Origin of the sequence: Ciceribacter ferrooxidans, assembly GCF_004137355.1 — a bacterium.
Taxonomy (GTDB): domain Bacteria; phylum Pseudomonadota; class Alphaproteobacteria; order Rhizobiales; family Rhizobiaceae; genus Allorhizobium; species Allorhizobium ferrooxidans.
Genome location: NZ_SDVB01000238.1, coordinates 841364 through 861547, shown reverse-complemented (window position 1 = coordinate 861547; position 20184 = coordinate 841364). Strand labels below are relative to the sequence as shown.

The 20184-nt window shown below is 64.1% G+C and carries 23 protein-coding genes; 5 read left to right on the top strand and 18 right to left on the bottom strand.

Features of this window, described 5'->3' with window-relative positions:
• Nucleotides 1–3 precede the first annotated feature (3 nt).
• The 3 genes from EUU22_RS15120 to ccoN are packed head-to-tail and all read right to left on the bottom strand — an operon-like array spanning nucleotide 4 to nucleotide 2541.
• A complete protein-coding gene (locus EUU22_RS15120) occupies nucleotides 4–156 on the bottom strand; it encodes a cbb3-type cytochrome c oxidase subunit 3 (protein WP_112684844.1) in 153 nt (50 codons plus the stop codon).
• 10 nt (nucleotides 157–166) lie between these two features.
• Complete coding sequence (gene ccoO, locus EUU22_RS15115; protein WP_129332781.1) at nucleotides 167–898, bottom strand: cytochrome-c oxidase, cbb3-type subunit II; 732 nt, start codon at nucleotides 896–898, stop codon at nucleotides 167–169.
• Between the two features lie 14 nt (nucleotides 899–912).
• On the bottom strand, nucleotides 913–2541 hold the full coding sequence (gene ccoN / locus EUU22_RS15110) for a cytochrome-c oxidase, cbb3-type subunit I (RefSeq protein ID WP_129332780.1): 1629 nt from the start codon (nucleotides 2539–2541) through the stop codon (nucleotides 913–915).
• 291 nt (nucleotides 2542–2832) lie between these two features.
• On the opposite strand from ccoN, the gene EUU22_RS15105 reads away from it, so the two are divergent.
• Nucleotides 2833–3351 (top strand): hemerythrin domain-containing protein, encoded by a 519-nt coding sequence (locus tag EUU22_RS15105; RefSeq protein WP_245485054.1) that lies wholly within the window; start codon nucleotides 2833–2835, stop codon nucleotides 3349–3351.
• Between the two features lie 42 nt (nucleotides 3352–3393).
• Here EUU22_RS15105 and EUU22_RS15100 read toward each other — a convergent pair whose 3' ends face one another.
• From EUU22_RS15100 to hemN, 8 genes are all read right to left on the bottom strand, one after another.
• Nucleotides 3394–4122: a PAS domain-containing protein gene (locus tag EUU22_RS15100; RefSeq protein ID WP_129332778.1), complete on the bottom strand. Its 729-nt coding sequence runs from the start codon at nucleotides 4120–4122 to the stop codon at nucleotides 3394–3396.
• 207 nt (nucleotides 4123–4329) lie between these two features.
• Nucleotides 4330–5268 (bottom strand): lipid A biosynthesis lauroyl acyltransferase, encoded by a 939-nt coding sequence (locus tag EUU22_RS15095; RefSeq protein WP_129332777.1) that lies wholly within the window; start codon nucleotides 5266–5268, stop codon nucleotides 4330–4332.
• A 4-nt stretch (nucleotides 5269–5272) separates the two neighbouring features.
• Nucleotides 5273–6301, bottom strand: coding sequence for a zinc-binding dehydrogenase (locus EUU22_RS15090; protein ID WP_129332776.1), 1029 nt, complete (start codon nucleotides 6299–6301; stop codon nucleotides 5273–5275).
• A 56-nt stretch (nucleotides 6302–6357) separates the two neighbouring features.
• Nucleotides 6358–7644, bottom strand: coding sequence for a beta-ketoacyl-ACP synthase (locus EUU22_RS15085; RefSeq protein WP_129332775.1), 1287 nt, complete (start codon nucleotides 7642–7644; stop codon nucleotides 6358–6360).
• Nucleotides 7645–7658: 14 nt separating this feature from the next.
• Nucleotides 7659–8861 (bottom strand): beta-ketoacyl-ACP synthase, encoded by a 1203-nt coding sequence (locus tag EUU22_RS15080; protein WP_129332774.1) that lies wholly within the window; start codon nucleotides 8859–8861, stop codon nucleotides 7659–7661.
• A gap of 133 nt (nucleotides 8862–8994) precedes the next feature.
• The gene (locus EUU22_RS15075) at nucleotides 8995–9474 is read right to left on the bottom strand and encodes a 3-hydroxyacyl-ACP dehydratase FabZ family protein (protein ID WP_129332773.1); all 480 of its coding nucleotides are present in this window, start codon (nucleotides 9472–9474) and stop codon (nucleotides 8995–8997) included.
• Between the two features lie 22 nt (nucleotides 9475–9496).
• On the bottom strand, nucleotides 9497–9775 hold the full coding sequence (locus EUU22_RS15070) for an acyl carrier protein (protein WP_112831921.1): 279 nt from the start codon (nucleotides 9773–9775) through the stop codon (nucleotides 9497–9499).
• Nucleotides 9776–9880: 105 nt separating this feature from the next.
• Complete coding sequence (gene hemN, locus EUU22_RS15065; RefSeq protein ID WP_129332865.1) at nucleotides 9881–11230, bottom strand: oxygen-independent coproporphyrinogen III oxidase; 1350 nt, start codon at nucleotides 11228–11230, stop codon at nucleotides 9881–9883.
• A 207-nt stretch (nucleotides 11231–11437) separates the two neighbouring features.
• Between hemN and EUU22_RS15060 the strand changes: the two genes are divergently transcribed.
• Nucleotides 11438–12163, top strand: a complete 726-nt coding sequence (locus EUU22_RS15060) for a Crp/Fnr family transcriptional regulator (protein WP_129332864.1) — start codon at nucleotides 11438–11440, stop codon at nucleotides 12161–12163.
• Between the two features lie 71 nt (nucleotides 12164–12234).
• Here the strand turns inward: EUU22_RS15060 and EUU22_RS15055 are convergent, their stop codons facing one another.
• The 5 genes from EUU22_RS15055 to cobA form a co-directional block, all read right to left on the bottom strand.
• On the bottom strand, nucleotides 12235–12663 hold the full coding sequence (locus tag EUU22_RS15055; protein WP_129332772.1) for a L,D-transpeptidase: 429 nt from the start codon (nucleotides 12661–12663) through the stop codon (nucleotides 12235–12237).
• Nucleotides 12664–12747: 84 nt separating this feature from the next.
• Nucleotides 12748–13731 carry an adenosylcobinamide-phosphate synthase CbiB gene (gene cbiB, locus EUU22_RS15050; protein ID WP_129332771.1) on the bottom strand — a complete coding sequence of 328 codons (984 nt, stop codon included), beginning with the start codon at nucleotides 13729–13731 and terminating at the stop codon, nucleotides 12748–12750.
• The gene (gene cobD / locus EUU22_RS15045; protein WP_129332770.1) at nucleotides 13728–14732 is read right to left on the bottom strand and encodes a threonine-phosphate decarboxylase CobD; all 1005 of its coding nucleotides are present in this window, start codon (nucleotides 14730–14732) and stop codon (nucleotides 13728–13730) included. Before cobD ends, cbiB begins: the two co-directional genes overlap by 4 nt.
• Nucleotides 14729–16033: a cobyrinic acid a,c-diamide synthase CobB gene (locus tag EUU22_RS15040; protein WP_129332769.1), complete on the bottom strand. Its 1305-nt coding sequence runs from the start codon at nucleotides 16031–16033 to the stop codon at nucleotides 14729–14731. Before EUU22_RS15040 ends, cobD begins: the two co-directional genes overlap by 4 nt.
• On the bottom strand, nucleotides 16030–16872 hold the full coding sequence (gene cobA, locus EUU22_RS15035) for a uroporphyrinogen-III C-methyltransferase (protein WP_129332768.1): 843 nt from the start codon (nucleotides 16870–16872) through the stop codon (nucleotides 16030–16032). The genes EUU22_RS15040 and cobA overlap by 4 nt, the downstream gene beginning before the upstream one ends.
• 94 nt (nucleotides 16873–16966) lie before the next feature.
• Here cobA and EUU22_RS15030 point away from each other — a divergent pair, with 94 nt between their 5' ends.
• A complete protein-coding gene (locus tag EUU22_RS15030; RefSeq protein WP_129332767.1) occupies nucleotides 16967–18103 on the top strand; it encodes a cobalt-precorrin-5B (C(1))-methyltransferase in 1137 nt (378 codons plus the stop codon).
• Nucleotides 18087–18779, top strand: a complete 693-nt coding sequence (locus tag EUU22_RS15025; RefSeq protein WP_129332766.1) for a cobalt-precorrin-6A reductase — start codon at nucleotides 18087–18089, stop codon at nucleotides 18777–18779. Before EUU22_RS15030 ends, EUU22_RS15025 begins: the two co-directional genes overlap by 17 nt.
• 24 nt (nucleotides 18780–18803) lie before the next feature.
• Here EUU22_RS15025 and EUU22_RS15020 read toward each other — a convergent pair whose 3' ends face one another.
• Both EUU22_RS15020 and EUU22_RS15015 read right to left on the bottom strand, forming a co-directional pair.
• Nucleotides 18804–19232: an SRPBCC family protein gene (locus EUU22_RS15020; RefSeq protein WP_129332765.1), complete on the bottom strand. Its 429-nt coding sequence runs from the start codon at nucleotides 19230–19232 to the stop codon at nucleotides 18804–18806.
• Nucleotides 19219–19560, bottom strand: coding sequence for an ArsR/SmtB family transcription factor (locus EUU22_RS15015; RefSeq protein WP_129332764.1), 342 nt, complete (start codon nucleotides 19558–19560; stop codon nucleotides 19219–19221). The genes EUU22_RS15020 and EUU22_RS15015 overlap by 14 nt, the downstream gene beginning before the upstream one ends.
• Nucleotides 19561–19791: 231 nt before the next feature.
• Here EUU22_RS15015 and EUU22_RS15010 point away from each other — a divergent pair, with 231 nt between their 5' ends.
• Nucleotides 19792–20175, top strand: coding sequence for a nuclear transport factor 2 family protein (locus EUU22_RS15010; protein ID WP_245485053.1), 384 nt, complete (start codon nucleotides 19792–19794; stop codon nucleotides 20173–20175).
• The last annotated feature ends 9 nt before the right edge of the window (nucleotides 20176–20184 follow it).

Here is a 20184-nt window from a genome sequence, read left to right as displayed (position 1 = left end):
CTCTTAGTCCTCCTTGAGAGGGATGCGCGCGATCTCGTCGGCAAGTTTCTTGCCGCCGGGCCGGTAGGTGAAGAGGATCACACCGACGAAGAACAGGGTCATGCCAAGCAGGCCCCAGCTGTCGGCGAAGTGGCGCATGGCCGTGTAGGTTTCCATGTGCCCCTCCTCAACGATATCCGGTCGCGTCGTCATAGGTGGTGAAGTCCACCAGCGTGCCGAGCATCTGGAGATAGGCAACGAGTGCATCCATCTCTGTCAGCTGGGCCGGATCGCCGTCGAAATCACCCACCTTGGCCTTGGGATAGCGCGCCAGCAGTCCCGAGGTGTCTGCATTCGGATCGGCCTGGGCGGCGAGATCCGCATCCGCATTCGCAATCATGTCGTCCGTATAGGGGACGCCCACGACCTTGCTGGTCTCGAGGTTCGCGGTGACGTTCGCGACCTTGAGCGGCGTCGTCTTCAAGAACGAGTAGCTCGGCATCACCGATTCCGGAACGACGTCCCGGGGCTCATTCAGGTGCTGGACGTGCCATTCGTTCGAATAGCGGTCGCCGACGCGCGCCAGGTCGGGCCCGGTGCGCTTCGATCCCCACTGGAACGGATGGTCGTACATCGACTCCGCGGCCAGCGAATAGTGACCGTAGCGTTCCACTTCGTCGCGGAACGGACGGATCATCTGGCTGTGACAGACATAGCAGCCTTCACGGATGTAGATGTTGCGACCGGCGAGTTCGAGCGGCGAGTACGGCCGCATTCCCTCTACCTTCTCGATGGTGTTCTCGAGGTAGAAGAGCGGAACGATCTCGACGATGCCCCCGACGGTCACGACCAGCAGCGATGCGACGAGGAGAAGGCTCGCGTTCTTCTCGAGGACTTGGTGTTTATCAAGAATAGACATGAGAGCCTTCCTTCTTATTCAGCCGGCTGGACAGCGGCGGGGACGACCGAACCGGGGATCGGTGCTTCCTGCCGTTCGTAGCCGAGGATGGTCATCACGACGTTGTAGGCCATGATGATACCGCCGAGGAGGTACATCGCACCGCCGACGGCGCGCAGTACGTAGTAGGGGAACATGGCGGCGACCGACTCGGCGAACGAGTAGACCAGGAAGCCCTGCGCATCGTATTCGCGCCACATCAGGCCCTGCTGGATGCCGGCGACCCACATGACGGCGGCGTAGAGAACGATGCCGAGCGTGGCGAGCCAGAAGTGCCAGTTGACGAGCCGCAGCGAGTAGAGGCGGTTGCGGTTCCACAGCTTCGGCGTCAGGTAGTAGACCATACCGAAGGAGATCATGCCGACCCAGCCGAGGGCACCCGAGTGTACGTGACCAATGGTCCAGTCGGTGTAGTGGCTGAGCGAGTTGACCGCCTTGATCGACATCATCGGGCCTTCGAAGGTCGACATACCGTAGAAGGCGATAGCGATGACCATCATGCGGATGATCGGATCGGTGCGGATCTTGTCCCATGCGCCCGAGAGCGTCATCAGACCGTTGATCATGCCGCCCCACGAGGGCATCCACAGCATGATCGAGAACACCATGCCGAGCGTCTGTGCCCAGTCTGGCAGAGCGGTGTAGTGCAGGTGGTGCGGGCCGGCCCAGATGTAGAGGAAGATCAGAGCCCAGAAGTGGATGATCGACAGGCGGTACGAATAGACCGGGCGACCGGCCTGCTTCGGAACGAAGTAGTACATCATGCCGAGGAAGCCGGCGGTCAGGAAGAAGCCCACGGCGTTATGGCCGTACCACCACTGGGTCAGGGCATCCTGGACGCCCGAGAAGGCCGAGTAGCTCTTGACGCCGAGGAAGGACACCGGAACCGCGAGGTTGTTGACGATGTGCAGCATCGCGATCGTCACGATGAACGACAGGTAGAACCAGTTCGCCACGTAGATGTGCGATTCCTTGCGGGTCATGATCGTGCCGAGGAAGGCCAGTAGATAAGCGACCCAGACGACGGTGAGCCAGAGGTCGACGTACCATTCCGGTTCCGCGTATTCGCGTCCTTCGGTGATGCCGAGCAGGTAACCCGTCGCGGCCATCACGATGAAGAGCTGATAGCCCCAGAAGACGAACCAGCCGAGCGAGCCGCCGAAAAGACGCTGGCGCGAGGTCCGCTGGACGACATAGAAGGAGCTTGCGATCAGAGCGTTGCCGCCGAAGGCGAAGATGACCGCCGACGTATGCAGCGGACGCATGCGGCCGAAATTGAACCAGGGTTCAATGTTCAGGTCCGGAAATGCGAGCTGCAAGGCGACGACCACGCCGACGAGAAAGCCGACGACTCCCCAGAAGACGGTCGCGATGACGCCGTATTTCACGACCTCGTCGAAATATTCGGATTTAACCTGCGCGGCGGACTTTGCGTTCGCGGGTGCGAACTTCATCTGGCGCAGCATGACGACCGTACCGCCGAGCAGCACGATGAAGGCCACCGTCATGTGGACAGCGAACAGGCTGTCCTGGGCGAAAGCCACCCCGAGCAGCGCGGCGAAGGCGAGCACCGCCATCACCATAGTTTCTAGTGTGTAATTCATTGTTGGAACCCCCAACGGCTTGCTGATCAACCGCAGGACGACCCCTGATAGGGCGGAGAATCCTCCTGCGCTGTGTGCAGAATTGACATCGAGTGCCTCAAGGCACCTTGATTTAAATCAATGCAGGAAAATGGCGCTTAAGGGAAAAGTGAATATTGTCGCAGCCACCCCGAAATGATGCCGCAGGGCCGCTCGGCAAGCACGAGAAGGCCCGCTTGGACCTCGCGGGCGCGGGGAACGAGGGGCAGTCTGCGACCCGATTGCGCCGACGAGGTACCGGAGATGACGGTGATGAAAGCAAAAACCAACGGAACGGGATCCGAAACCACGTCGGGATCGCCGGTTTCGTCCGCACCACTCAACGACAATCAGCGGACGCTTGCGTGGCTGCGCCGGGCTCATGACGAGCAACTCGCTCTCTGCAACGAGCTTGAGGAGATCGCCGACTCCCTCCCCTCCAATGTCGACCGCCAGAAGTGCCTCTACGCCGCGAAGATGCTTGGACCCCTCGTCCAGAACATCCACGAATACGAGGAGACGGTGCTGTTTCCGTGGATCGAATCACAACGAGGCCCTCAGCTTCGCGAAACCATCGAGCGATTGAAGTTTGAGCACTGCGAGGACGAATGCTTCGCCGAGGAACTCACGGATGCCTTGCTGAAGCTCGGCACGGGCGATGTCGTCAACATGGAGGCCGTCGGATACATGTTGCGCGGTTTCTTCGAAGGCATGCGCCGGCACATCGCCTTCGAGCGCGACTGCCTGCTGACGCACCTGCCGCCGGATGCGGCTCCGGAAGGCCAGCACTGAGCCTGCGGGCGGCGATGCCCGCGCCGTCTCCGTTTCCCCTGCCTACGCAGCGATCTTGCGGCAGGTATCCTGCTTTCGGCGAATGAGCACCACCGCACCAACCACCCGGCCGTCATTGCCCGAAAACGGCGTCATCGTGCAGCAGGCCGATCCGTCGCGCCCCCACGGGCGATAGGAGAAGTTGAAGCTCAGCGTCTCCCCGGCAAAGCAGCGGTCGAGCCGCGTGCGGGTAAAATCCTCGAAATGGCTGCCGGGCATGAACTCCGCCACATGACGGCCGACGATTTCGATCTGCCGGCGCTTCAGGATCGAGGCGTGGGCGGGGTTGGCGTAGAGATAGCGATAGTCGGTGGTGACGACCGCAACCTGCTCCGAAAGCGTGTTGAGAATCGATTCGTTGAAAAGGTCGTCGTCTCCGTCGAGCGCCGTCGTTCGCGACGGCCCGATTGATCCCTTCACCTGCCGCTTCTCCTCGTCGCCGAAATACCGGTCGAGAAGCGCCGACAGGGCGCCCGCGTGGCGCGTCACGCAGGAGCGGTCGTCCGCGTCGTCGCGGATAAGGCCACTGACGAAGCGCAATTGCTGGTATATTTCGTGGGTGCAGGAGGCACGATGGTCCATCACCGCCGAGATCAGGGGATCGAGTTCCCTGTCCAGCAAACGGACGAGGCGGTCGTCGCCGACGCGGACCGCTTGCCGAAGCTGCATGCTCTTCAAGGCGACGGCCTCGAAGAGGGCGTCCAGACTGTCTTTCCGTGTCGCTTCGGGCATCGGGGAGCACTCCACACTGGTCCGGCATCGGCGGGTGGGGCCGCGCGAAGGTGTCGCATTTGGAACAGATTTCCCATCATGCGATCAGGAGTCGGGTAACATGAATAACCGACTGACTCAACAGCTCAAGTTTAGGGGTAAATGTCGCTCTGCACAGGTAAGGAGCGCTCCATTCCGGCCGAAACCGGATGACACATGCGGGGCTCGTCAGCCGAGATCGAGGCTTTGCTTGATATTCCAGCGATCGTGATACCAGAGCCACTGTTCAGGGTATTCCCGTACCCACGATTCGACCTTGTCATTGAGCAGCTGGGCCGTCGCGGTGACGTCCAGCTGACCCGTGGCAGTGCGCGGCAGCTCGATCTTCGGTTCGATTTCCAGCCGAAAGCGGTTGCCCGGAAGCCGGATGCACCGCGCCGGGTACACGTCACAGTCGAATTGCCGTGCAAGCTTGGCGAGGAGCGGATTGGTCTTCACCGGCCGGCCGAAGAAGGACGTGGTGACGCCCTTCTTGAACTTCTGGTCGACCAGCACACCGACCCCGCCACCGGCTTCGAGCTGGCGCGCGAGCGCGAAGGACGAGCCGGCATGGGACGGCACCAGCTTGCCCATCCGCTTCTTGCGAAAGTCGAAGACCTTCTCGGCGATATAGGGATTGTTCGGCGGCCGGAAGAGCACGCTGACATAGAGGCCGAAGGCGGCACCTGCGACCGGCAGCAGCTCGAAATTCGCCGTATGCGCGGTGAAGACGATGAAGGGGCGCGGATGATCGCGCAGCTCCAGGAAGAGCGGAATGCCGCTCACCTCGATTCTCCCCTCGCCCTGCCTTTCCGGATCGAAATCGAAGAGCTGGTCTAGGAAGACATATTCGGCGGCGAGCCGGCCCATGTGCCCCCAGCTCGCGATGGCGATCTCTTCCCGCTCGGCCTCGGACTTCTCGGGGAGAGCATTGCGCAGGTTGGTGAGCATGAGCCCGTGACGCCGCGTCCGCGGACCCACCTTGCGCATCAGCCAGTCGGCGAAGTTGATCGCCGGATCGGCCGGAAGAATCTTGAGCACCGTCAGGAAGCCGAAGGCGAGTTGCGCCACCAGCCACTGCTGGAAGTGGCGCAAGGCAAGGACGATTCGGGTGACGAAGAGCTTCAAGGCGTCAGTCCATCCTGAGGATGATCTTGCCAAATACCTGACGGGTCTCCATGCGGGTAAGCGCCATGTCGATGTCCTCCAGGTGCACCTCGGTGTCTATCACCGGATGCACGATGCCGCGGGCCATCTTCTGCATGGCGTTCGCCATGTTCTCCATCCGGCAGCCGAAGGACCCGAGCAGCTTCAGCTGCTGCTGGAAGAGCATCATCAGGTTCATGTCGGTCGAGACACCCGAGGTCGAGCCGCAGGTGACGAGCCGCCCGCCGCGTTTCAGGCACAACATGGAGCCGGCCCAGGTGTCCTTGCCGACGTGTTCGAAGACGACGTCGACGCCCTTCTTCTTGGTAATCTTGCGGACGACACCTTCGAATCGATCGGTGCGGTAATTGATGACGTGGTCGGCGCCGAGCGCCTTTGCCGGCTCGATCTTGTCATCCGAACCGACCGTGGTGATGACGGTGCAGCCCATCTTCTTGGCGAGCTGGATCGCCGCTGTGCCGATGCCCGAACCACCTGCGTGGACGAGGATCGTTTCGCCGGGTTCGAGCCTGGCGTTGTCGAACAGCATGTGCTCGACGGTGCCGAAGGTCACCGGGGCAAGCGCCGCGCCGACCGCATCGACGCCGGGCGGTGCCGGAACGAGGAGACGGGCCGGCAGGTTGATCTTCTCCTGGGCAAAGCCGTCGAGATGGAAGCCGTGCACGCCGCCGACGTGTTCGCAGAGATTGTCGCGACCCTCGCGGCAGGGCTTGCAGAGGCCGCAGGTGCGCGCACCGTAAACCGCGGCGAGCTGCCCGGGCAGGATGTTGCCGACGCCGGGGCCGATCGCCTCGACGACGCCCGAAGCCTCCGCACCGATCGTCAGCGGCATCTTGCGCTTGGCAAAGGCCATGCCGCGCCAGCCCCAGACGTCGATGTGGTTGAGCGCGACGGCCTTGACCCGCAGCGTCACCTCGCCCGGACCCGGCGCCTCCGGTTCCGGCAGATCGACAATTTCGAGCTTGCGGTCATCGACCAGCTGCAATGCGCGCATGAATCCCGTCCTTCGCCTTTCGGCGTTCCGATACATTCTTTTTCGTGGCGTCCCGATTAAGCCGGTTCACGCGTCATGACAAGGCTGGCGTTCTGGCCGCCGAAGCCGAACGAATTAGACAGCACGGCGGAAACCTCGGCCGCGCGCTTGACGTTCGGAACCACGTCGAGCTCCATCGCCGGATCGGGATTGACGTAGTTGATGGTCGGCGGAATCGTGCCCGTCAGCATAGTCTGGAAGGAAAAGACCGCTTCGACCGCGCCCGCCGCCGTCAGCGTGTGGCCGATCATCGACTTGTTCGACGACACCGGAATCTGCTTCAGCCGGTCGCCGAAGACGGCGAGCATCGCGCCGTATTCCATCTTGTCGTTTTCCGGCGTCGAGGTGCCGTGGGCGTTGACGTAGTCGATGTCCCCCTCGCCGATCCCTGCGTCGGCGAGCGCCGCGCGCATGGTGGCGATTGCCGGGCCGCCGTCCGGAGAGGAGCGCGTGCGGTGGAAATGATCGGCCTTCTCGCCGCATCCCTTCATGACGCCGAGGATCTTCGCCCCGCGGGCGACGGCCGATTCCATCGATTCGAGGACGAGCGTTGCCGCGCCCTCGGCGATCACGAAGCCGTCACGATCCTTGCTGAAGGGCTTGGACGCCTTTTCCGGCGCATCGTTCTGGGTCGACAGAGCAGACAGCAGGGAGAAACGGATCACCGCCTCGACGCTGATCGAACCGTCGGTGGCAACCGTCAGCGCACGCTCGGTGCGCCCCTGGCGGATTGCCTCGACGCCGAGCTGGATCGCGGTGGCGCCCGAGGCGCAGGCGGTCGAGAGCGTGACCGGCAGTCCGCGGGTGCCGAAGCGGTCGGCGAGCCGTTCCGAGATCGAGCCGAACTGCACCGCTTCGAGGAAAACCGGATCGGGCTTCTCGCGCATCGCGGCGAGGAAGCGCTCATAGACATCGCCGTCATGATCCGGCGGCGGCGCGCGCTCGGCGAGCGCGAAGCGGTCCGACCATTCCGGCTCGACGGGCGGAGCTGCGAGGAAGAGAGGACCGTTGAAGTCGCCCGAAAGGCCGGCCTGGCCCAGTGCCTCGATCGTGGTCTCGCGCGCGAGCGCGTAGGACCGCTCGACGGCATTGGCCGCAGGGATATCGATGAAATCGACGGTGCCGCCGATGCGCGTCGGCATGCCCTCGGTCGGGAAGCGCTTGATCGCATGGATGCCGGACTTGCCGGCGGTCAGCGCGTTCCAGTTGTCCTCGATCCCCTGGCCGAGCGAAGTGATCACGCCCATGCCTGTCACGACGACGATGGGGCGCCCGAGATGATCCTTGAAGCGGTTGTCGGTCATGGATCCGTTCCTCCTCACGCGTCGGCCGAAACGAGGGCGACGCCCTCGCCGTGGACATAGCCCACCGTCGTCACGACGGCATGGCGGGCGGGCGCGGCCATCGCCGCTTCATGGGCCGGATCGAAGGGCGGCACCTTCACGTGGCCATCGAGAGCAAGGGCGGCAAGTGCAAGCCCGAGCGGGAACTGCGCTTCCATGCCGTGGCCCGTGCTGCCGCCGTAGCCGCGCAGCGGCGCTGCAGGGAAGCGACGGTCGAGCACGGCCTTTTCGCGACGGGCCAGGTCGTGCAGGCCGCTCGAACCGGAAAAGACGACCGTATCGGAGGCTGCGTCCGCGACATCGGAGAGCAGGCGCTCGATGCGGGCTTCGAAGCGGTCACCATCACGGCTGCCGCGATCACCCTCGACGGCGTCGAGAACGGCGTAGACATGGGCGCCGCGGGCCTCGGCATGTTCCCGGCTTTCGAGCACGAGGAAGGCGCCGACCGAGCCGAGCATCATGCCGCCACCGGCATCCTCGGAACGCGACCACAGGGGCCGCCATTCGCCGGTCGCATGCGCCCGGATGCCTTCGACGAGCAGCAGGATATCGGGACGTTCGCCGATGAAGGCGCCGCCGACGAGCGTGTGGGTGGACTGGCCGCAACGCAGGCGGGCGAAGGCCGTCTCGATCGCCGAAATGCCGGCCGATTCCTCGCCCATGAAGGTGCGGGAGGAACCGGTGACCTTGTGCACGATCGAAATATTGCCGGCCATGAGATTGGAAAGCTGCGCCAGGAACAGGGTCGGGCGAAGCTCGGTCGTCAGCTTCTCGACGAGCAGCCTGTCGCGATCATTGCGTCGCAGGGCCTCGTTGACGATCAGCGTATCGACATTGACGTCGCGCTCGCCGCCGCCGGCAGCGACGATCAGGTCCATGGTGCCGCAGAGTTCGGCATTGTCCTTCAGCCCGGCATCGTCGAGAGCAAGCCCGGCCGCATAGACGCCGAGCCGCTGCCAGTTCTCCATCTGGCGCTGGTCGCCGCGCTTGGGGATCTGCGTCGACCAGTCGATCTCCGGCAGGCGGTGGACCGGATACGGCCTGAATTTCTCCGTCTCCACCGCCGGCGCGGGTGCGACCGGGGCGGACAGCAGGGCGATATGCGGCTCCTTGCCGGTTCCATGGCAGGTAACGATGCCAATACCGGTGATCACCACGTCGTTCGGCTTCTTGCTCATTCTCTATCCTTCAGCCGGAATCCTTCGACCGGCGTTCCATCCGGCGCATCCCTACGCCCTGCGCGGCGGCACTGGCAATAGCTTTCGCCTGACGACAGGGCTTATCGAAAAATCCGCGGGGGCGGCCTGTCGCTCAGGCGGCGCCGTCCGCTTCGAGGGCCGCCATCAACCCGACCTCGACCGCCCGGTTGCGGACGATCTCCGCGAGCGGCACCTCGCTGAACGGCATGGTGCGCAGTTTGAGCTGGGCGTCGCAGATCTTCTTGCCGCCCGAAGCGATCCTCGCCTTGGTGACGGCGAAACCCGAACCGTCGTGTTCGAGCTCGGCTTCGATGTCGAGCACGGCGCCGGGCTCGACGAAGCTGCGCATCTTCGCGCCGTCGACCGACATCAGGAAGGGCATAGCCGAAAAGCCGCTGACGGCAAGCACGAGGAAGCCCGAGGCCTGCGCCATCGTCTCGATCAGCAGCACGCCGGGGACGAGCGGCATTCCGGGAAAGTGACCTTCGAAGACAGGGCTCTTCTCCGGCACGACCGAGCGTGCCCGGAGCTTGCCGTCGCGGAGGCTCACGGCCTCCACCCTGTCGATCATCTGGAAGTATTCGAGCAGCATCGTGCTTCGTCCGCCGGGCCGATCAGCCCTTGGCGGCGCGCAATTCGTCGATCTTCGCGCAGAGATTCTTGAGAACGAAGTATTCCTCGGTGGAAACCTTGCCCTCGTTGACTTCCTGCGTCCACTGCTCGAGCGGGATCTTGATGCCGAATTCCTTGTCGATCGCAAAAACGATGTCGAGGAAGTCCAGGCTGTCGATGCCGAGATCGTCGATCGTATGGCTTTCGGGCGTAATGGTTTCGCGATCGATCTCGCTCGTTTCAGCGATGATGTCGGCAACTTTGTCGAATGTAGCGCTCACGCCAATTACCTCATATGTCTTAAATCCGAGTTCCACATAGGGAAAACTCGCCCAAAAGCCAATGCCCTGTTTCGCCGGCAGGAAAATTTGCCGTTGCAGTGTTGCTCAAACAGCAATCGAATGGCGACCCTTGCCGGTCGAGAGGTAACTGTCGAAGACCGCCGCGATGCTGCGGGTGAAAGGCTTGCCGGTCTCGGTGATGCGGAACTGGTCGTTGACGAGTTCGCAAACGCCGTCGCCATTGCTTGCGACATACTGCCGTGCTTCGGCGATCACCCTCTCGGCAATCTCGGGGAATCGGTTTCGAAGGTCGGCGAAGGAGAAGGCGAAGCGGCACATCAGGTCCTCGATGACCTGTGCACGCATGCGGTCGTTATCGGTGAGCTCGATCCCGCGCACGACCGTCAGCCCCTGCCCCAGCGCCATCTTCTGGTACTCGCCGGTCGCCGGCATATTTTGCACATAGCCCTCAGGCAATTGCCCGATCGAGGAAGCGCCGAGACCGATCAGCGCATCGGCCGCATCGTCGGTATAGCCCTGGAAGTTGCGGCGGAGCCGCCCCTCGCGGCTCGCGATCGCGAGCTTGTCGCCGGGCCGGGCGAAATGGTCGATGCCGATCGCTTCGTAACCCGCCTCCACCAGCATCTCGGCGGCGCGGTTCATCTGGCGGAAACGCATCTCAACACCGGGAAGCGCTTCTTCCGGAATCATCGTCTGGTGCTTCTTCATCCACGGCACGTGGGCATAGCCGAAGAGCGCGATCCGGTCGGGTGCGAGCGACAGGATATCCCGGACGGTGGCTTCCAGCGTCTCCAGCGTCTGGTACGGCAGGCCGTAGAGAATGTCGCAATTGACCGAGTGCACGCCCCGCGCCCTGACCGCCTCGACGACACCTCTGGTGTGCTCGAAGGTCTGGATACGGTTGATCGCCTTCTGCACGTCCGGATTGAAATCCTGGACGCCGAGGCTTGCCCGGGTCATGCCGATCGCGGCGAGCGCGTCGTAGCGTGCGTCATCGAGATCGTTCGGGTCCATCTCGACGCTGATCTCCGCATCGTCGCGGAAGGAGAAGTGTTCGCGCAGCGCCGCCATCAGGGCGATCATGTCTTCCGGCTTCAGCATGGTCGGCGAACCGCCGCCGAAATGCACCGCACTCACTTTCGCGTCGCGATCGACGAGCCCGCCGACACGGGCGATCTCACTGTGGAGCGCTTCGAGATAGGCCGTGATCGGTTCGTATTTCAGCGTGTGTTTCGTGTGGCAGGCGCAGAACCAGCACAACCGATCGCAATAAGGAATGTGGATATAGAGCGAGATATCTTGCCCTTTTCCGAGATTCTGTAGCCATTGCGCATATTTGTCGCAGCCGATGCCCTCGTGAAAATGTGGCGCGGTCGGATAACTCGTGTAACGTGGCACCGCGCCGGAATACTTGCCCAGAAGGCCTTCTCGCATGAAGTTCACCGCAATTGTCAGGATAAGCAATTGCTTAATTATTAACAGTAGACAGGCCCCCAGCCTTTGACTTCGATCAATTTGCTGTTAAAATTACGGCATAAGAAAACCGGAGGGTGCGCGGCACCTTTCGCGGTCGAAACAGGGCGTTCCTTGTAAGCGCGATCAGGCGTAGGGATGGGCGGGCAGATGAGACCGATCGACATTATGGATGCCCTCAAGAGAAACGTTCTGGAGTGTGAAGGCCCTGCGGTCTGCAAGGCCTGTGAAGCACGCCATGGTGGTGTCTGCGCGAGCCTCAGCGTTCCGCAGTTGGTGGAACTCAACAAGCACTCCTCCCGCCGCAAGGTGGAGGCCGGAAACGAGGTCATCGGCCAGGGCGAGTCCGTTTCCACCTACAGCAACATCCTGAACGGGGTGGTGAAGCTTTCCAAGATGATGGCTGACGGCCGCCAGCAGATCGTCGGTCTGCAGTTCGCGCCGGATTTCCTCGGCCGGCCGCATCAGGAAGAGAGCACCGTCACCGCCGAGGCGGCGACCGACACCGAGATCTGCACGTTCCCGCGGGCGCTGATCGACCGCATCGTCAACGAGACGCCGGATTTCGAGCGAATGCTCTACGAGCAGTCGCTGAAGGAACTCGACGAGGCGCGCGACTGGATGCTCACCCTCGGCCGCAAGACGGCCCAGGAGAAGGTCGCAAGTTTCCTCCACCTGATCGCCACGCACATCGATCCGGAGAACGCGAGCCCGCGCACGTTCGACCTGCCGCTGTCGCGTGCCGATATCGCCGATTTCCTCGGGCTGACGATCGAGACCGTGAGCCGGCAGATGACGAAGCTGCGCAAGGAAGGCATCATCGTCATCGAGAACAACCGCCACGTCACGGTGCCGAGCCTCGAACGGCTGCGCTGCGTCGCCGGCAACGACTGATCCTACCGGCAAACCAACCTCATGGACCGCGCGACACCCGCCCAAGCCGGGCGCAGTTCGGCGTTGCCATCTCAACGCGCAATGATGACCTTCGTGTTTGCGAGGCCGTTGCTGGTGGCGAGCGCGAAGAAAATTGCCGCGTTATCCGGGTGGAGCCGCACGCAGCCGTGCGAGACCGGCCGCCCGAGGCTCCTCACCTCGTAGGTGCCGTGGATGGCATAGCCACCCTTGAAGAAGATCGCGTAAGGCATCGGCGCGTTGTCATACTTGCGCGACCGGTGATAGCGCGAGGCCCAGCGGGCGGTGAAGATGCCCGTCGGCGTCCGGTAACCGCGGCGCGCGGTGGAGACCTTCCAGGTGTATTGCGGCTCGCCGTTCACCGAGACCCGCATCGTCTGCGCCGAGAGGCTGATCTGGGCGATGACGGTATCGGCGAAGGCCGCGGCAGGACCGGCAGCCGAGAAGACGGCGATCAAGAACAAGGCGGCAAGCCGGCGCATCCCCCGAACACTCCCGTTGAGCGTGAGAACCGACTGATATTAGCGCAAAAGGCGTAAACAAACACCAATAGGCCGGAAGGCCCCTCAGAGCAGGATGGCGACCACCGTCAGGCCGAGTGCGAGTACGGCGAGCGACGAGCAGGCGGCCTCGAAGATGCCGATGGCCGCACCGATGTCGCCCGCTTCGGCCGTGGCCCGGCCGGCGCCGTTGATCATCGGTTCGCTGACCAGCCGGCCGCCGTAGATGCGCGGACCGGCAAGCCGGACGTCCAGCGCACCCGCCATCGCCGCTTCGGGCCAGCCCGAATTGGGCGAACGGTGGAGACCGCTGTCGCGGAAGGCGACGGAGAGCGAACAACGGGCGGCGGCGCACCCCTGACGTATCGCCGCACCGGCGGCGATCAGCAGGCTCGACAGCCGGGCCGCCGGCCAGTTGGCGAGGTCGTCGAGGCGGGCAGATGCCCAGCCGAAGTCGACATATTTCGGGCTTTTGTGACCGATCATCGAATCGGCGGTGTTCAGCATCTTGTAGGCGAAGATGCCCGGCAGGCCGGCGACGGCGTACCAGAAGGCCGGTGCGACCGTGCCATCGGCAAAATTTTCGGCAAGGCTCTCGATGGCGGCACGGACGACGCCAGCCTCGTCGAGCGTCTCCGGATCGCGTCCGACGATCATCGAAACGGCGCGGCGCCCGCCAGCCAGTCCTTCTCGACGCAGACCATCGGCAACCGCCACGACATGGTCCTTCAGGCTCTTCTGTGCCAAGAGGACAGCGACGACCGCGACCTCCAGGAGGAAACCGACAAGGCCGAGCGCGGCGAAGAAACCGTGCAGCATACAGCCGGCGAGCGCGGCCCCGGTGAGAAGCAGCACGATTGCCACAACCCCGTTGCGGCGGCGGATCGCGCCGGCGAGCGACTCGCGGTTCATCCGCCTGTCGAGCGCCTCGATCGCTGCGCCGAAGACCACCACCGGATGGCGAACACGCTGCCAGAGCCATGCGGGATCGCCGACGAGACGGTCGAGCACCAGCGCCAGGAAGAGGATCGCAAAGACGGTGACGCTCATCCGCCGCTCCAGGTCGAAAGGGCAGCGGCGAGGCGCGCATCCGCTGCCTCGTCCGGCGCAAGGCCGATGCGCAGCCAGTTCGGCGCATAGTCGAACTTGCGGGTCAGAATGTGCGCCCGGCAAAGATGGGTATGGAGTTGCTCCGCGTGCGGGTCTTCGACGAGCGCGAAAAGCGCCGTACCGCCGGCGACGTGAAGGCCCGCCCCGGTGAGTACCCGCTGCAGCGCCGCCCGGCGCTCGGCGAGCCGCCGGCGGATCGCGTCCGGATCGCCGCGGAAGAGCGCGACCGTCACCGAAAGAGCCGGTCCAGAGACGGCCCAGGGCCCGAGCCAGATCGCCATCCGCTCCCGAATCTCCGGCCGCGCGACGACGAAACCGAGCCGGATTCCGGCCATGCCGAAGAACTTTCCGAAGGAACGGAAGACGATGAGGTTCGGGGCGCTGGGCACAAAATCGACGACGCTCGTCTCCGGCGCGCAGTCGGCGAAGGCCTCGTCGACGACGAGATAGCCACCGCGGCTCTCAAGATCGACGGCGAGGTGCTTCAAGACGTCGCGCGATAGCAGACGCCCGTCCGGATTGTTGGGATTGACGACGACGACGACGGCATGGCCCTCACGCACATCGTCCGGTCCGGCGATGGCATCGACGGCAAGGCCAGCGAGCGCGAACACCCGTGCATATTCGCCATAGGTCGGCGAGAGGATCGCGACCCGCGCGCCGACGGGAACGAGGCGCGGCAGCATCTGGATCGCCGCCTGGGTTCCCGGTACGGCAAGCGGCAACATCTCGCCCGAGCGGTAGAAGTCACGCGCCGCGGCCGTCACCGCATCGAGAAGATGCTGGTCCGGCAGGCGCTGCCAGGCCGAGGCCGGAACGTCCGGGACGGCAGGCGGGCACGGGTTGAGGCCGGTCGAAAGATCGAGCCAGTCCTCGACGCGCCCGCCGTAAAGCGCCGCCGCCGCGCCGATACCGCCGCCATGCACGATCACGCCGCTCATCGGCTCTCGCAGATATCGATGAGATGCATGAAAGAACCGGCGACCGAACCGCGCCTGAGGCCGACCTCGCCGAGCGACGTGCCGAGCGCATCCTCGGCGGCGAAGAGCCGGTCCCCCTCGCCTTCGGAGACGATCGTCGCGTAATGGAATTCGTGCGCGGTCATCTCCGTCGTGAAGAAGGACCCGGCAAGTGGCCGGACAAGGCGATAGCCGAGCTGGCGCTTGCGCCTGGCGAAACTCGTCACCAGCGGCAGGAAGCCGAGCATCCGGTGGCTCTCGCCCGCTTCGTCGATCAGCGCCTCGCCGAGAACCATGTAGCCGCCGCATTCGCCGAAGATGCGGGCACCGCGCGCCTGCGCGGCCACCATGCCGGCGCGGAAGGTTCCGGCCGCAGCGAGCTGACCGGCGGAGAGTTCCGGATACCCGCCCGGCAGGTAGACCGCATCGCAGTCGTCCGCGGGCGCTTCGTCGGCAAGCGGCGAGAAGAAGGAGATTTCCGCGCCACGACGACGCCAGCCCATCAGCATGTGCTCGTAGGAAAAGGCGAAGGCGTTGTCGCGCGCGACCGCGATCTTCTGGCCGAACGGCATCAGCCGGGCGATGTTGGCGTCCGAAGCACGGTCGGGAATGTGCCGCGCGGTGCGGATCAGCGCCTTCACGTCGCAAGAGGAGGCGACGAGGTCGGCCGCCCGGTCGATGAAAGTTTCGAGTTCGCCATGCTCGCCGGCCTGCACCAGTCCGAGATGGCGTGCTGGCAGTTCCAGCGACTTGTTCGTGCGGATGACCCCGAACACCGGCATGCGGATGGCGGCCATGGCATCGCGCAGCATCGCCTCATGGCGATCACCGCTGACGCGGTTGAGGATCACGCCGACGATGCGGGTGTCGATCCGGTAGTTGGCAAAGCCGCTGACGAGGGCGGCGGTCGAATGGGAGGAGCGCGCGCAATCGACGACGAGGAGCACGGAAAGCCCGAGGATGGCGGCAAGGTCGGCGGCCGAGCCCCGGCCATCGGCGGCACCGTCGAAGAGCCCCATCATCGCCTCGACGACGAGGTCCTTGCCGCCGGACCTGTGAAGGGCGGCATTGGCGAGCAGTAGCTCGCGCCGCATCGCCCAGGGATCGAAGTTGAGACAGACCTCGCCGCTCGCCGCCGCGTGGAAGGCCGGGTCGATATAGTCCGGCCCCGCCTTGCCGGGCGCGACGGGGTGGCCAAGACGCTTCAGTGCGCGCAGGAGGCCGAGCGTCACAGTCGTTTTGCCCGATCCGGTCGCCGGCGCTGCGATCATCAACCCGCTCATGCCGTGTCCTTCCGGTTGTCGCCGGCGAAAGGATCGGCGACCAACTTGCGGCCGGAAAGCGCCCCGAGCCAGTCAAGCGACGGCCTCAACCGCACGACCTCGCCGACGACAACGATCGCAGGCGGCTCGAAGCCGGAGGCTGCGACCGCCCGCTCCGCCTCGCCGAGCGTCGTCTCCAGCACCTTCTGCGAAGCCGTCGCGGCATCGCAGACGAAGGCGACCGGCTCCGACGCGCTGCGTCCGCCGGCGATCAGTTGTTCGGAGATGCGCCCGATATGTTTCATTGCCATGTACATGACGATGACCGGCGAGCCTTTGGCGATCGCTTCCCAGTCGATCCGGTCCGGAACGAGGCCGGAGGAATCATGACCGGTGAGGAAGGTGACGGCGTGATTGATCTCCCGGTGCGTGACCGGAATGCCGGCATAGGCGAGCCCGCCGATCCCGGCGGTGATGCCGGGCACGATGCGGAACGGAACGCCGTGCTCGATCAGCGTCAGCGCCTCCTCGCCGCCGCGGCCGAACACGAAGGGATCGCCGCCCTTGAGGCGCAGGACCTTCAGGCCCGATTTCGCAAGCTCCACCAGCCGCAGCGAAATGTCGCGCTGCTTGGCGGAGGGCTTTCCGCCGCGCTTGCCGGCATATTCGAGGGCGGCGCCGGGACGCGCGAGCTTCAGGCACTCCTCGTTGACCAGCGCGTCATGGACGATGACGTCGGCTTCACCGAGCGCCTTTGCCGCGAGCAGCGTCAGAAGCCCCGGATCGCCGGGGCCGGCGCCCGCCAGCCAGACATGACCGGGCTCGATCGCCGGCAGATCGGAAAACGGAAATTCAGTCATGGCCTTGCTCTATGCCCGCAGTCCCAAAATTGCAATCACATGACACACCATCTGCGTGCTTTCGAAGGCCGAAACGCTGGCCTATAAGAGAACCATGAACGAGACGACCGAAGCGCCGAAGACGACCACGGGGACTGCCGGCGAAAGCCGGGAGAAGCCCAAGGGACCGCTGCGCCCCGGCTGGACGACCGGAGCCTGCGCCACCGCCGCCACGAAGGCGGCGCTGACGGCGCTCATCACCGGCGAGTTCCCGGACCCGGTCAGTATTCGCCTGCCGCGCGGCGAGGAGCCGGCCTTCGCGCTCGCCTTCGAAAGTCTCGGAGAAGGTTATGCCACGGCCGGCATCGTCAAGGATGCCGGCGACGATCCCGATGTCACCCATGGCGCCACCGTAATCGCCACGGTGCGGCCATTGCCGCCCGGAAGCGGTATCCGCTTTGTCGCCGGCGACGGCGTCGGGACCGTCACCAAGCCCGGCCTGCCCCTCGGCGTCGACGAGCCGGCGATCAACCCGGTCCCGCGACAGATGATGACCCGCGAAGTGGAGACGCTCTGCGCCGAACACGGCCTGCCGGCCGATATCGAGATTACCATTTCGATTCCCGGCGGCGAGGAAATCGCCAAACAGACCTGGAACCCGCGCCTCGGCATCCTGGGCGGTCTTTCGGTGCTGGGGACGACCGGCATCGTGCACCCGTTCTCCTGCGCGGCCTGGATCCACTCCATCCATCGCGGCATCGATGTCGCGCGCGCAGAGGGCATAACCCACGTCCTCGGAGCCACCGGCTCGACATCCGAAAAGACCGCGCAGGAACTCTACGGCCTGCCCGAAGGGGCGCTGCTCGACATGGGAGATTTCGCCGGCGGCCTTCTCAAATACCTGCGCGTCCACCCGGTGCCGCGGCTGACGATCGCCGGGGGGTTCGCCAAGATGGCCAAGCTCGCGCAGGGCGCGCTCGACCTCCATTCCTCCCGCAGCCAGATCGACAATAGCTATTTTCTTTCACTGCCTTGCACGGAAAACCTGAATCAATCCATCAGGAAGAGGATTGACGAGGCGAACACCGCGCTCGAAGTCCTCGAAATCCTGCGGAGCGAGGGCATCGATATCGCCGCCGTCGTCGCCGCCGACGCCCGAAAGGCCGCTCTCGACGTCCTGCGCGGCGCGCCGGTCGAGGTCGACGTCGTCGTCACCGACAGGGAAGGCACGATCCTTGGCCGCGCCGGTTGACCGACGGGAGAAAGTCCTGATCCTCGGCGGGACCGCGGAGGCAGCGACGATCGCACGCCGGCTGGTCGAGGCCGGCGCGGATGTCGTCACCTCGCTCGCCGGGCGCACGAGCAATCCCGCGCCGCTCCCCGGTCGCATCCGGATCGGCGGTTTCGGCGGAGCGGAAGGTCTCGCCCGCTACATCGCCGAAAACGGAATTGCCAAGGTGATCGACGCCACACACCCTTTCGCGAACCGGATCTCGCAGAATGCCCGGCTGGCCTGCGCGATGGCCGGGATACCGCTGGAACGGCCGGAGCGCCCCGCCTGGGAGAGGCAACCAGGCGACGACTGGATCGAAGTGGAGAGCCTCGACGAGGCCGCAGCCGCCCTGCCCGCCGGTGCCCGCGTCTTTCTGGCGCTCGGCCGGCAGCATCTTGCCGCATTCGAATCGCGGACGGATTGCCATTTCGTCGTTCGCATGGTCGACCCGCCGGAGAAACCGCTCGGCTTTGCCGATTACGATCTGATTTTAGGAAAGCCCTCGGCCGATCCCGAGGAGGAGGCAGACCTCTTCCGTGCGCACCGGATCACCCACCTCGTCTGCCGCAACTCGGGCGGCGAGGCGGGCTACGGCAAGATCGTCGCGGCAAGGAAGCTGGAGCTGCCGGTCGTCATGGTGGGTCGGGCGGCCTGAACGCCGCCCGACGATGTCTCCGGGTCAGGCGATCGTCTCGGCGAGACAGCCGAGGATCGCGGTCCACCCCTCGATGTGGCCGAGACGCGCCTCCTCGCTGCGGAACTTCACCTGTTTCAGGGTGATGTCCGTCATGCCGGGCTGCGGCTCGGAAAAGTCGATCGTGACGACGCTGTCATCCTGCGAGAACGGCGATTCCCAGGTGAAGGCGAGGCGCGAGTAAGGATCAATCTCGAGATAGGTGCCGGCATGCGGGATCTCCTTCTCCGGCGTCTTCATCACGATCGAGAAGCGGCCGCCCTTGACCGGATCGTTCGTCACTCTCGCCCCTTCGCTCGTGGTGCCCGGCGGGCGCATGACTTTCGAAAGCATGCCCGGCGACAGCCAGGCGTTGAAGACCTTGTCGCGCGAGGCGGGGATCGTACGGCTTACCGTCAGTTCAAGTTCGCTCATGGTCGTTTTCCTCTGAAACGAGTGCATTTTCCAGCGCCGTCAGGCGCAACTCCCAGATGGACTTCAGTTGCGCGAACCAGCTCTCGGTGAGCTTCAACGGTTCGAGCTCGGCCGCGATGAAATGCTCGCGACCCATCGTCCGGCGGGTGACCAATCCCGCCTCCTCCAGCACCTTGATATGCTTCGAGACGGAATTCAGCGACATGTCGAAATGGGCGGCGAGCGCGGTCACTCTCAACGCCCCTTCCTGAACGAGCAGCGTCAAGATTTGTCGCCGTGTGGTGTCACCGGCGGCTTTCAGAATTCGCGACAGAGCGTCTTCGTCCATTTGTTCACCCTAAAGGTTGAATATCCGAGACTCACCACATAGTCAACCACATGGGTGAATATTTTCGAAACGAATAATCGCGACTCTTCACCGGAAACTTTTGCAGTTCCCGCGGCAAGAATGTCTGTGGCAAGATCAGAGAACCGACCAGAACGCCGAAGGTGCAACGGAAGTGCCCCGGCGACAAGATTGGCGTGTCGGTCATCGCCGGCCCAAGAGAAGGAAGCCGTTTTGGATAGCAGAGCCTCAAACGACGTTGTTCGTCCCGTTCGGATGCAGTTGGAAGCCTATAACGCCCGCGACATCGACGCGTTCATGCAATGGTGGGCGGACGACTGCAAATACTACGCCTTCCCTTCCACTCTTCTCGCCGACGGCAAGGCGGAAATTCGCTCGCGTCACGTTGAACGTTTCAAAGAGCCAAACCTCTTCGGAAAACTGCAGACGAGATCGGTCGTCGGAAACATGGTCGTGGATCATGAAACAGTGACCCGTACCTTTCCCGAGGGTACGGGAGACGTCGACGTCATCTGCATCTACGAAATCGAAGGCGGCAAGATCACCAAGGCTTGGTTCAAGCTGGGCGAACCTCGGCTGCACCGACCAACGAGGTGACTGTCAGTC